The sequence below is a fragment of the Clostridium sp. LBM24168 genome (assembly GCF_052953915.1).
In genome coordinates, this window is sequence record NZ_CP196861.1 from 1,109,365 (window position 1) to 1,121,614 (window position 12,250).

At 28.9% G+C, this 12,250-nt stretch carries 20 protein-coding genes; all 20 read left to right on the forward strand.

Annotated elements, in window-relative coordinates; all coding sequences use genetic code 11:
- Positions 1–11: 11 nt before the first annotated feature.
- Positions 12–464, forward strand: coding sequence for a pilus assembly FimT family protein (locus tag ACSVC9_RS05500; protein WP_446899342.1), 453 nt, complete (start codon positions 12–14; stop codon positions 462–464).
- Positions 451–906, forward strand: coding sequence for a type II secretion system protein (locus tag ACSVC9_RS05505; protein ID WP_446899343.1), 456 nt, complete (start codon positions 451–453; stop codon positions 904–906). Before ACSVC9_RS05500 ends, ACSVC9_RS05505 begins: the two co-directional genes overlap by 14 nt.
- The gene (locus tag ACSVC9_RS05510; protein ID WP_446899344.1) at positions 875–1,360 is read left to right on the forward strand and encodes a pilus assembly FimT family protein; all 486 of its coding nucleotides are present in this window, start codon (positions 875–877) and stop codon (positions 1,358–1,360) included. The genes ACSVC9_RS05505 and ACSVC9_RS05510 overlap by 32 nt, the downstream gene beginning before the upstream one ends.
- On the forward strand, positions 1,357–1,752 hold the full coding sequence (locus ACSVC9_RS05515; protein ID WP_446899345.1) for a hypothetical protein: 396 nt from the start codon (positions 1,357–1,359) through the stop codon (positions 1,750–1,752). The genes ACSVC9_RS05510 and ACSVC9_RS05515 overlap by 4 nt, the downstream gene beginning before the upstream one ends.
- Before the next feature lie 32 nt (positions 1,753–1,784).
- Positions 1,785–2,483, forward strand: coding sequence for a hypothetical protein (locus tag ACSVC9_RS05520; protein WP_446899346.1), 699 nt, complete (start codon positions 1,785–1,787; stop codon positions 2,481–2,483).
- The gene (locus ACSVC9_RS05525) at positions 2,480–2,995 is read left to right on the forward strand and encodes a hypothetical protein (protein ID WP_446899347.1); all 516 of its coding nucleotides are present in this window, start codon (positions 2,480–2,482) and stop codon (positions 2,993–2,995) included. The genes ACSVC9_RS05520 and ACSVC9_RS05525 overlap by 4 nt, the downstream gene beginning before the upstream one ends.
- A gap of 17 nt (positions 2,996–3,012) precedes the next feature.
- Positions 3,013–3,414: a hypothetical protein gene (locus ACSVC9_RS05530; protein ID WP_446899348.1), complete on the forward strand. Its 402-nt coding sequence runs from the start codon at positions 3,013–3,015 to the stop codon at positions 3,412–3,414.
- 189 nt (positions 3,415–3,603) lie between these two features.
- A complete protein-coding gene (locus ACSVC9_RS05535; protein WP_446899349.1) occupies positions 3,604–4,680 on the forward strand; it encodes a M24 family metallopeptidase in 1,077 nt (358 codons plus the stop codon).
- Positions 4,681–4,946: 266 nt separating this feature from the next.
- Entirely contained in the window at positions 4,947–5,507 is a 561-nt protein-coding gene (efp, locus tag ACSVC9_RS05540; protein WP_446899350.1) for an elongation factor P, read from the forward strand.
- A gap of 61 nt (positions 5,508–5,568) precedes the next feature.
- Positions 5,569–5,958 carry a CD1247 N-terminal domain-containing protein gene (locus ACSVC9_RS05545; RefSeq protein WP_446899351.1) on the forward strand — a complete coding sequence of 130 codons (390 nt, stop codon included), beginning with the start codon at positions 5,569–5,571 and terminating at the stop codon, positions 5,956–5,958.
- Positions 5,959–6,122: 164 nt separating this feature from the next.
- Positions 6,123–7,049, forward strand: coding sequence for a stage III sporulation protein AA (gene spoIIIAA / locus ACSVC9_RS05550; RefSeq protein ID WP_446899352.1), 927 nt, complete (start codon positions 6,123–6,125; stop codon positions 7,047–7,049).
- Positions 7,042–7,560 carry a stage III sporulation protein SpoIIIAB gene (gene spoIIIAB, locus ACSVC9_RS05555; RefSeq protein ID WP_446899353.1) on the forward strand — a complete coding sequence of 173 codons (519 nt, stop codon included), beginning with the start codon at positions 7,042–7,044 and terminating at the stop codon, positions 7,558–7,560. Before spoIIIAA ends, spoIIIAB begins: the two co-directional genes overlap by 8 nt.
- Before the next feature lie 33 nt (positions 7,561–7,593).
- Positions 7,594–7,791 carry a stage III sporulation protein AC gene (gene spoIIIAC, locus ACSVC9_RS05560; protein WP_446899354.1) on the forward strand — a complete coding sequence of 66 codons (198 nt, stop codon included), beginning with the start codon at positions 7,594–7,596 and terminating at the stop codon, positions 7,789–7,791.
- Between the two features lie 9 nt (positions 7,792–7,800).
- Positions 7,801–8,187, forward strand: a complete 387-nt coding sequence (gene spoIIIAD, locus ACSVC9_RS05565) for a stage III sporulation protein AD (RefSeq protein ID WP_446899355.1) — start codon at positions 7,801–7,803, stop codon at positions 8,185–8,187.
- 8 nt (positions 8,188–8,195) lie between these two features.
- Positions 8,196–9,413 (forward strand): stage III sporulation protein AE, encoded by a 1,218-nt coding sequence (gene spoIIIAE / locus ACSVC9_RS05570; protein ID WP_446899356.1) that lies wholly within the window; start codon positions 8,196–8,198, stop codon positions 9,411–9,413.
- Positions 9,414–9,424: 11 nt separating this feature from the next.
- Entirely contained in the window at positions 9,425–10,015 is a 591-nt protein-coding gene (gene spoIIIAF, locus ACSVC9_RS05575; protein ID WP_446899357.1) for a stage III sporulation protein AF, read from the forward strand.
- Positions 10,016–10,058: 43 nt separating this feature from the next.
- Positions 10,059–10,700, forward strand: coding sequence for a stage III sporulation protein AG (spoIIIAG, locus tag ACSVC9_RS05580; protein WP_446899358.1), 642 nt, complete (start codon positions 10,059–10,061; stop codon positions 10,698–10,700).
- A 58-nt stretch (positions 10,701–10,758) separates the two neighbouring features.
- The gene (locus tag ACSVC9_RS05585) at positions 10,759–11,271 is read left to right on the forward strand and encodes a SpoIIIAH-like family protein (protein ID WP_446899359.1); all 513 of its coding nucleotides are present in this window, start codon (positions 10,759–10,761) and stop codon (positions 11,269–11,271) included.
- 77 nt (positions 11,272–11,348) lie between these two features.
- Positions 11,349–11,738, forward strand: coding sequence for an Asp23/Gls24 family envelope stress response protein (locus ACSVC9_RS05590; RefSeq protein ID WP_446899360.1), 390 nt, complete (start codon positions 11,349–11,351; stop codon positions 11,736–11,738).
- Between the two features lie 91 nt (positions 11,739–11,829).
- Positions 11,830–12,243, forward strand: coding sequence for a transcription antitermination factor NusB (nusB, locus tag ACSVC9_RS05595; RefSeq protein WP_446899361.1), 414 nt, complete (start codon positions 11,830–11,832; stop codon positions 12,241–12,243).
- Positions 12,244–12,250 lie beyond the last annotated feature (7 nt).

Genomic DNA, 12,250 nt, shown 5'->3' on the forward strand with positions numbered 1-12,250 from the left:
GAGTTGTTTTTATGCAAATTGGATTTTTAAAAGAAAGAGGCTTTACACTTATTGAATTGTTGATAGCGTTAGGAATGATGTCAATTATATTTAGTTATAGTTTGATAAATTTAGGTGCATTCGGCAGTCTTAAAAATGATATAGAAGTAAACACCTTTGATAATGAAATACTCCATTTTATAAATAGATCAAGAATCTATTGTCGGGATAATAATATTAGAGGTTATATACATTTTGATTTGAATAATAAAAATATGACGTTTAATAGCGGCACTAAAAGAGTATTCAGAATTAATTTCCCAAAGGATTTTATCTTACGAGTAAATATAGACGACAAAAAGATTAATATCAGCAGTAGAGGAATGGTAGAAAATGCTTGTAGTATAGAGTTCAAGGATAGAAAGGAAAACATGCACTGTATAACAGTATGTGTAGGAACTTTTTGTGGATATGTTAAATATTAGAAGAAATTTTAGAGCTAAGAAGGGATTTGTACTTATTGAAATACTTTGTAGTATATCTGTATTTGCAATATTATTTAATACAGCTTTGCATATACAATTGAATACCTATAATATAAAGAAACATAATGAGAAGGTAATAAATTATACCTATGAAATGAAGTATATAAAGGATAGCATGATTTATAGTATGGGTTATGAAGATATACTTAAACTCTGGAATAGTGGCAAGAAATACATAGGGTTAAAGAATATTTCAGATTATGATTATGAGGGAACTGATGTTATGAACTTATTTTCAGATAAAAATTTTGGAAGTGAGTATATACAAATGGAAATTGAGTGTGGGGAGGTATTGAAAATTCATTTGAAATTAAATGCAGATATATATGGAACTCAAAGTTTAGAGGAGTGTGAATTTTATAAAGGGAATTTTAAAAGATAATAAAGGATTTATGATTATTGAAATTCTTATGGCGATATCTATATTATCTATATTTACTATGGTTCAAACTACAGCAATATTGAAGTATATGAAGTTAAACAGGGTTGAAATTGATTTAAGCAGAGAAAGTTTTTATATAAATGAAGCATTTACAATAATAAAGTCTCAAATTGACAATGCCAAATATATAAAAATTGAATATAATACAATCGCTTTAAAAAGATATGATAATAAAGGTTGGGACTATATAAAAAAGAATAAAAGTTCAAATTTGGTTTTAGTTTATGGATATACTAGCAATCAGACGAGCAATAATATATTAAAAGACGTACAAGAATTTAATGTAATCGAAAAGAAAAATTTATGTTATATAAATATAAAAACCAAGAAAGGAAACGTTTATAGAAGATGTTTTGGAATAGATGCAAGAAATGTAAAAGGGGATTTGTATTGATATATGTATTATTCATAGGACTTGTATGTATATTTATATCAATTGGATGCTATCATATGGAGACCCTTGTGAAATCTAATGTAGTTTATGAGTATAAAGATGTGTTTAAAGTTGAGGACATTCAGAAACAGCGAGAAACTTTAATTACAAAGTTAAATTTATATATAATGGAAAAAGTTGATTATGGTGAAGAAAAGAATATAAGAAATCATATGCTAAATATAGAAAATTTTAGAATATATTATGGCAACAGTTATGTATATTACGATAAAAGTAATGACCTTTTTAAATTAGAATATATTTTAGATAACAAATTATATAAGGAAGAAACATATCAATATGTAGTAAAGGATGGAAAAATAAGATATGGCTGTGTAGATTATTCTTTTTAATAATTGAGGTATTTTAATTGGAGATGATAAAAATGTGGAAGACATCACTTTTTGAATTGACTGAAGGAAATGTAGAAGTTAGGAATAAAATGAATGTTAAAAATACTTTTAAGATTAATGAGATCAATAGTATGAAGGTAGGTTTAAAATATAGAAATGCCCTGATATTAATACATGGGGAAAAAATATATGTAGAAAATATTACAATACCAAAAATAAGAAAAAAGTACATATATGGTTTAATCGAAGATAGATTAAAAAATAAATTTAAAGATATTGACAATATGATGTTTTCCTATAAAATATGGCAAAAAAGCAGATTTAGTTTAAGTATGACTGTGCTTTGTATAAATCGAAATTACAGGGATCTGATTAAAAAATTCAGTGAAAACAGGATTAATGTTAAAGGCATGATTCCAGTACAAATTTATGCACTTAATAAATATAAAGATATTATAAATAAAGAAAAATATATATTTGTAGTTTATTTTGAGGTAAAGACGTATTTTATTGCTTGTTATAAAAATAAGATAATATTTAATGAGTTGTTTAAAATTAAATCAAAGTCGGAATTTATGGAATGTATAGATGAATTTAATTTAAGATTAAACGTATTAGTACCAAATATAAAATTTTATGACATAGAGTTTGTAAATTTACCATGTAAAGATATATTGGAGGATCTAAGACGTAATTATAGTTGCAATGATCTAGGAGAAATGACAATATGAATAATATGCATTTTAATTTTCTGCCTAAATGGTATATAGAAAATGTAAATAAAAGAAACATAAAAAAAATAAAAATTGTAATTGTAATATTTTTAATTATAGATTTATCTTTATTGTATTTGATTTATTTTAACAAGAATAGGTTAAATATATTAAATGAAAACATAAATGAAAGAAAATATTTATATGAGAAAAATAATAATTTTTATAGCAATGGGGATGGTGGATTTAAATCTGTTGAAACCTATTATGATTTTTTTAGCTATTTTACTGGATATGGTCAATTTAGAAATATAAATATAGATGGTAGAAATATTACTTTAGAATTTATAGGAGGAAATGCTTTATTCCTAAATTTTGTTAAATCAATTGAGCAGGAAAGTAAATTCAGTATAGTAGGCATATCCTATCTGAAAGATGATTATAAAGTAAATCTTGATAAAAATTCTGTAAATAATGTTAAAGATAATAGTAATGAAAAAGTATGGAAAATTGAATTAAAACACATATAATATTTAGGAGAATAGGTATGAAATATAAATTTGCGTTAATTATTCTGTTAGCAATATGTTTTACATTTATAATAGAAAACTCAGTTGTTATTAAAAGTATAAATTTAAAAAAATATGAACTTTCCAAACTGGATAAAAGTATATATACATTAAAAACAATAAAAAAGATAGATTACAGTAAAATAATTGATAGTTTGAAACAGATAAAAGGTATAAATATTTTAAACTTTGAAAGCAATAAAGAAAAAGATAAAATAACAGCTGTAATTGAAGTAAGAGGAAATAAAAAGACAATTGAATATGTTTTGAAAAGAATTGAGAATATAAATGGATTCTATAATATAGATAATATGGAAATTAGTGAGTTTGAAAATAAAAAGATGTCAGCAATAGCAGTGATTTATGTAAGTTTTATATAAAATAGTATATTCTATAAATAAAAAGTAATTTTTTTGAAATGATTTAGTAATTAATATTTGCAAATAACCATAAGTTTTGATAAAATAACATTGTTTAGCATATAGATGTTTTTATGGTGAATATTAATATATAAACTTGGCAAGTATAGTAATGTATCACCTTACCAAAGTTGTTAGGGGGATTTTTAGGTGTTCGGACATAGAATTCAAAAATTGAGAGAATCTATGGAAAAAAAGAAGTTGGATGGTGTTTTGCTGATAGGAGATCCTAACAGAAATTATTTGAGTGGATTTACAGGAAATGAAAGTTATTCTCTGATAACTCAAAGCAAAGCATTTTTTATAACGGATTCTAGATTTACAGAACAAGCACAGCAGCAGGTTAAGGACTATGAAATATTGGAATATAGTAAGAGTGGATCTTTTGTTGATTTTTTGTCAGAACTAATTAAAAAAAATGGAGTTAAAAGACTTGGATTTGAAGAAAATATAGTAACTTATAATAATTATAATTTATATAATAGCAACTTGAATTGTGAATTTATTCCAATGGAAGGAATTGTTGAAAATATTAGAATAATTAAAGATGATGAAGAATTAGATCTTATAAAAAGTGCAGCAGAAATTGCAGATAAGGCTTTTTCACATATCGTAGATTATATAAAAGAAGGAATGACTGAAAGGGAAATAGGACTTGAATTGGAATTTTATATGAAAAAATCAGGTGCATCTTCACTGTCATTTCCATCTATAATTGCGTCAGGACAGAGATCCAGTCTTCCTCATGGAGAAGCTACAGATAAGGTGGTAAAGAAAGGAGAATTTCTTACACTGGATTTTGGATGTGTATATAAAGAATATTGTTCAGATATGACAAGGACTCTGGTTATAGGAAAACCATCTGCTAAAATGGTTGAGATATACAATATAGTACTAAAGGCACAAGAATTAGCGTTAAAAGAATATAAGTCGGGAGTTTCGTCTGCATCTGTGGATGCTATTGCCAGAAATTATATAACTGAAAATGGTTATGGAAAAAATTTCGGACATAGCCTTGGTCATGGAGTTGGTAGAGAAATTCATGAATCTCCGATTATTGGATATAGAGACAACATTAATCTAAAGGAAAAAATGGTAGTTACGGACGAACCTGGTATATACATACCGGGGTTTGGAGGTGTTAGAATAGAGGATCTCCTCATGGTTACAAAAAATGGTGGCGAGGCTTTGTCTAAGTCCCCAAAAGAATTGATTTGTATAGAATAAAATATTTGTAATTGATAATAATTACTTAAATTTAAAAAATATTAAATAGGTCAAATAATAAGAAAGAAAGGGGTAAAAAGCCGTTGAAGGTCAGTTATAATGTGATTCAACTGACTATGTAGGGTGTATATCATCCGAATTTAAGCCTCTGGAGTGCTTGACCAAAATAAAAGTAGCATTAAATGTGAAATTGAGTACTATGAATGGGGAAGCAGACTGGTTAAATATCCAAAATTCAGTTTTAGGTTTGCATAACGGCATATTATATGATATCAGCAGGAGATTTAAGAAAAGGAACAACTTTTGATCAGGATGGACAAGTGTACACTGTTATTGATTTTCTTCATGTAAAACCAGGTAAAGGAGCAGCTTTTGTAAGGACAAAACTTAGAAATGTCTTGACAGGAGCGGTTACAGAAACAACTTTTAATCCAACTGCAAAGCTTCAGGAAGCAGTTATAGAGAGAAAAGAGATGCAGTATTTATATTCTGATGGGCAGTTATATTATTTTATGGATCAGGAGACATTTGAACAAATACCTTTGGAATATGAAAAGGTGGAGGATGCAATAAAGTTTTTAAAAGAGAATATGTTTGCGACAATAAAGTTTTATAAGGGAGAGGCATTCTCTGTAGAGGCACCTAATTTTGTTGAACTTCAAATAACTCACACAGAACCAGGAGTAAAAGGTAATACAGCTACAAATGTTTTAAAGCCAGCTACTCTTGAAACAGGAGCTGTTGTATCTGTACCTATATTTGTTAATGAAGGTGAAACCATAAGAGTAGATACAAGGACAGGTGAATACATGGAAAGAATTCAATAAGGAATATGTCTTTAAAATTTGTGGTATACTATAGAAAAAATAATTTTAAGGGTGTGGTATTATGAGTTCTATAAATTCAAAAGTGGCATATCTAAAAGGATTAGCTAAAGGACTTGACATAGATAAAAATAATAGTGAGGGTAAGTTGCTATTTGAAATTATAAATGTACTCGATGATATATCTGAAGAGATTTCTGATTTATCAAGTTCCCACAAATCAATTCATGAATATATAGATGAGATAGATGAAGAATTAAATGATTTATTTGACAGTATAGGATATGATGATTATGAATCATTAGAAGATGCCTACAATAACTTTGAAGAAGTTAAATGCCCTAATTGTAATGAGATGGTTTATGTAGATAAGGATATAATTTCACAAAGAGATAGCATAATCTGCCCTAATTGCCACAAAAAGATATCACTACTTCTTAATAATAATAATTAGATATTATTAAAATAAATTGAAATATAGAAGAACCGTTTGAATGTAGAATTTAAACGGTTCTTCTATATTTTTTGAAAACTTGTGTATAGAAGTTTTTTTTATTATATGGAATAATTTCAGAAAAATAAAAATAGAGATTAATATAAAGAAGGGAGATGAAAAATATGGATACTAAAGAGATACTGAATATATTACCGGAAAAATTAAAGCGGGAGGTTAGAGAATTTTCAGATTCTTATAATTTACAGGAAATAAGAATCAAGATAGGTAAGCCTCTGATTGTTCAATTAGGTAGTAAGGAAATATTATGTAAATATAATCCGACTTCTGAAGATTTGAATACTATAGTTAAGAGGATGAGCAATTACTCTATTTATGCATTTGAAGAAGAAATTCGGAGAGGATATATAACAGTAAATGGTGGGCATAGAATAGGTATTTGTGGAAGGTGTGTAATTGATAAAAATGAAGTGAAAACTATAAAGGACATATCATCGCTTAATATTAGAATATGTAGGGAGATTCCAGGATGTTCAAATAAGTTGATGAAATTTATACTTGATGGTGACAATGTAATAAATACTATAATAATTTCTCCTCCTAAATGTGGTAAAACTACTCTTGTAAGAGACATAACTAAAAATATATCAGATGGAATAAATTCAATGGATTTTCGTGGGAAAAAAGTATGCGTAATAGATGAAAGAAGTGAGATTGGAGCATGTTTTATGGGTGTACCACAGCTTAATATAGGAACAAGAACCGATGTGATGGATGGATGCTTAAAAAGTGAAGGAATAATTATGGCGATAAGGAGTATGTCACCGGATGTTATTATATGTGATGAGATTGGAAGCCAAAGTGATATGGAAAGTATAGTTACAGCCCTTAATTCAGGTGTAAGTCTTATAACAACCATACATGGGTATGGGATAGAAGATTTATATAGCAGGCCAGTTTTTAAGGATATAGTTGAAAATAAGGTATTTAAAAGAGCAGTGGTTTTAAGTGCTAGAAAAGGTGCTGGAACAGTAGAATATATATACGATTTTTCAAGCAAGAAAAAAATTCTTGGTGAGTCAAGTGATTAAATTGTTAGGATGTATCATGATAATATGTTCTACTACGGCATTTGGTTTTAACTGTGGTGAAAAATTAAAAAAGAGAACAAATCAGCTTAGACAAATTAGAAGGTGTATATATGAAATACAAAGTCAAATAGTATATACTCATACTACGCTTCCAGAAGCTATAGCAAGTTCATCACTAAAGGTTGAAGAACCTATTTCTACTCTCTTTATGGAAATTTCACGAATTTTAAATGAAAATAGAGTGGACAATGTATATGAAGCATTTAAATATGTATTTTTTAATAGAAGAGATATTCTTAGCCTAAAAAATGAGGATATAGATATAATTCTGGATTTTTCAAAATCTCTTGGTGAGTCTGATATAGACGGACAAAAAGGCGTATTTTATCTTGTTATTGAAAGCCTAAAAAAACAAATTGACGGGTCAGAGATCATCCTGAAAAAGAATATGAAAATGTACAGATTTCTTGGATTCTCTGCAGGTGCAGTGGTAATTATACTGTTAATTTAAACTCTTAAAAAGATTGTAAGGGGAGATACGAATATGTTAGATGTAAGTTTGATATTTAAAATAGCGGCGGTGGGTATAGTTGTAATAGTCATAAATAAAGTTTTGGAAACCAGCGGGAAAGCTGAATATGCAGTAGTAACCAACCTAGCAGGCATTGTAATAGTACTTATGATGGTAATAACTGTAGTAAATAAACTATTTAATACAGTTAGGACTATGTTTCAATTTTAGGGGAATCTTATGGATATAATAAAAATTGTAATGTTTGCTTTTATTGCCCTGTTTATAGTACTTATGTTCAAAGGAAAAGGAAGAGATGACTTTGCAGTTTATGTAAGCATTGCAGCGGGAGTTTTAATATTCATATTTATGTTTACGAAGATAACAGCAGTTCTCCAATTTATACAGCAGTTGGCTTTAAAAGCAAATATAGATTTCGTATACTTGACCACTGTATTTAAGATACTTGCTATTGCCTATCTCACGTCATTTTGCAGCGAAATATGCAGGGATGCAGGAGAAGGCAATTTGGGAGCAAAAGTTGAATTTGCAGGTAAAATTCTAATTTTGGGCCTCGCAATTCCTATACTCATGGCTGTTTTGCAGTCAATTTTAAAGATTATGTAGGTGTTCATATGAAAAATATTATATTGGGACTGATTATTACCCTGATAATTGCTTTTAATGTACAGGCATTTGATACATCGGGTAATAATGAAAGCACATCAAATGAAACGAAATATACTGAAGTGATAAAGGAAACTGGAAATGAAGATTTAGATAAAAATATAAATGAGGAAAAGTCTGAAATAAATAAGCTGTATGATTACATATCCAACATGAAGACAAAAAATGAAATACTTAAAGATGTAGATTTTAAGGAATATGTAAAAGATTTTATGAAATCAGGAAATGGAAATGTATCTGTAAAGAAAATTGCAAATGCGTCAGGAATGTATTTAATAAGAGAACTTACTGCATCTATAAAGCTTTTAGCCATTTTGGTGATTATAAGCATAATATGTGCATTGATTACCAACCTTCAAAGGGCTTTTAGTTCGGAGGGATTATCAAACATAGCATATTATGCATGCTATTCATTGCTCATAATAGTAATGGCGAAAAGTTTTTATATAGGCGTTGATCTAGCTAGAACTACTATTAAAGATATGAGTGATTTTATGCTGGCACTTATACCGATTCTCATCATGTTGCTTGCTTCTGCTCACAGTGTTGTACAGGCAGCAATTATGGATCCTATTATAATCGGGGCTATTAATATAAGCACACAGATATTTATAAATTTTATAATTCCAATAGTATGTATGTCATTTGTGTTGCAATTTGTAAATAATTTATCCTCTGAGTATAAAATAGACAAACTTACTAAACTTTTGAATCAGTGTGTACTTTGGATGCAGGGAATAATAATGACTATATTTGTAGGAATAATTACTGTGAGAGGAATGACTTCTAAAACTATAGATCAGGTAACTGCTAAAACTGCAAAATTTGCAGTAGATAATTTTGTACCTATAGTTGGCAAAAGTCTTTCAGATGCAGTATCAACTGTAGCAGGATATTCCATATTAATAAAAAACTCCATTAGTAGTGTAGGATTGATAGTTCTTATTTTAATATTGTTGTTCCCTGTCATTAAGCTGGCAGTTCTAATAGTGTTATATAAGTTGACGGCTGCATTTATAGAGCCTATAAGTGATAGTAGGATGGTAAACTGTATAAACTCAGCAGGAGATTCACTTGTGCTTATAACGTCATGTCTTATATGTGTATCGGTAATGTTCTTTATAATGATAGCTATTATTGCTGCCTCAGGTACTGCTGTTATGTAGGAGGTGATTTGTTGGTCTTGGATTCACTTAGAAGTTGGCTTATAAACATATGCACTGCAGTATTTTTTATAACGGCAGTTGAAATGATATTACCAGATAACAGTATGAAAAAGTATTCTAAATTTGTACTGGGACTGATTTTAATAACTGTTTTTATAAATCCTATAATCAATATATTTAATAAGGATTTTAGCATGAGTTCTTATAGCACAAAAGTATTTGACAGCTTTGATGAAAAGCAAAATCTTGAAGATATAGAAAGTTACAAAGAAAAGAATTTAAATCAAACTCTAGATACCTTTAAATTGAACCTTGAGAAAAACTGCCAGCAGAAGTTGAAAGAAAAATATCCGAATGGAAGTTATGAAGTTCAAGCTAATGTAGAATATGATGATAAAAATAATAATGTAAATATAAACAGCGTATATGTTACGGTAAGCGATAAAAGTATCAATAGGGTAAAGAAAGTGACGATAGATGGTGAAGAAGATAATAGTGACAGTGGTGAAGATATGGATGGGAATATGGGAAAGAGTATAAAATCTTATTTAAGTAGTCAACTTGGTATATCAGAAGATATAGTCCATATTAAAAAGGGCTGAAGATTTATTGAAAGTTAATATTAGAATGGATAGGTGAACAACTATGAATTTTAAAAAGTGGTTTTCTTATATTAAAAAGGAAATATACAATAAAGATTTTAATGGCAGTAAGGACAAAAACAAAACGGTTAATCTTGTAATAATTTTTCTGCTTGGAATATTGATGATTATAACCGTAAGTTTCTTTAAAACCTCAGATACAGATAAATCTGGATCTATAAACAGCAGTAACTATGGAAGTAGTAAAACCGAACAGACTTCAGAAAAAGATAATTCATATGATTCAAGTAATTATGAAAAATCTGTAGAAAATAAGCTAAAAAGTACTTTGGAGAACATAGACGGAGTAGGAAAGGTAGACGTTATGATCAATTTTGAAAGTGGGGAAGAACAAGTACCTGCAGTAAATGTAAATGATTCTATAAATACTACAAATGAAAAGGATAATTCGGGAGGTGTAAGAACTACAACCCAAAATAATAATGGAAGTACCGTAGTTATAACTAACAATGGAGACAAATCCGAACCATTGATTGTGAAGACCTATAAGCCAAAGGTATCTGGAGTATGTATTGTAGCAGAAGGAGCAGAAAATAAGATAACTGAGCTTAGGATATCTAAGGCGGTAATAGATCTTTTTAATATAACAGAAGACAAAGTCAATGTATATCCTATGAAAAAATAGTATATATGGGAAATGATGATCATATAATTTTTAAGAGAACATAGAGGGGGAATTTAAAATGAATAAAAAGCAGGCAATAATTATTGTAACTCTTTTAGCATTAATAGTTTGTGTCGGTGTACTTGCCACAAAAGTGAATAGTCCTTTTAGTGTGGCTGAAAATTCAGATGGAAGCAGTGGTAAAAGTGCAGTGTCTTTTAACAGTAATGACAGTCAAAAATCCAAGTCACAGTTTTTTGAAGAAGCCAGACTTAATAGAGACCAAAAAGATGCAGAAACTCTGCAGAAGCTAAAAAATTTGATTGATGACAAAAATGTAACACAGGAAAATCGTGTAGAAGCTGAAAAGAAGTACACTGAATTGGCTATGAGCACAGATTATGAATCCAAGATAGAAACAACACTAAAAAGTAAAGGGTATGAGGATGTCATATGTTCAATAGAAGATAGCAAAGCAAGAGTTATAGTAAAGACAAGTGAGAACCTAACAGATAAAAATGCAAGGGAAATAAAAGATGTAGTCATGAGCATATCAAAGCTGGAAGATGTAGAGATAGAAACAAAAAAGTAGATTTGTAAATAATTTTTTGATTTGATATAATATAAACATAAAATCCTTTAGTGGGTGAAAATCTAGGAGGTGCCATGATGGAAGAGGATACAAATAAGGAAGTAGATATGGGCATTGTAAAGATATCCGATGAAGTGGTAGGGGTAATTGCAGGACTTGCTACTACAGAAATAAGTGGAATAGTTGGGATGAGTGCAAATCTTGTAGGAGGAATTACCCAGATATTAAGCGGAAAGAAGAACCTGTCAAAAGGTGTAAAAGTGAATGTGGGTGAAAATAGTACAGCTATTGATTTATATGTAGTTGTTGAGTATGGAGTTAGAATTCCTGATATTGCACTTAAAGTTCAAGAAAATGTTAAAAAAGCAGTTGAATCTATGACAGGTTTGGAGGTTACTGCAGTAAACATACATGTTCAAAATGTTATAATTCCTAAGTCTGAGGAAGACGAAGAGGAAGAAGAATAAATAATATATGCACCCTTGTTAAGAGGGTGTTTTTTATATGCTTGAATTGGTATAATAGTTTAAGTATAATATATCTAAAATGGAGGTCAATATGAACAGAAAAAAATCTAGAGAAATGGCGATGAAATTGCTGTTTCAAATGACTATAAATAAGGAAGATTTAAATGAAGTTATAGAGGAACTTAAAAATAAGGAAAGCATGTATTTGAAAGATTCAGATATGGAATACATAGTGAGAGTTATAAAGGGAGTCCAAAATGGCAAGGAGGAGCTAGATCAGAAAATACAGATGTATTTAAAAAAATGGAAATTGAATAGACTTTCTAAAATTGACATTACTATTTTAAGAATATGTACCTATGAATTTCTCTATGAAATGGATATACCAAAGAATGTTTCTATAAATGAAGCAGTAGAACTTGCTAAAGTATATGGTGAAGATAAATCACCTGTTTTTATAAATGGAGTGCTTGGTACTATGATTAAAGATATAAGTAAAGAATAATTTATTA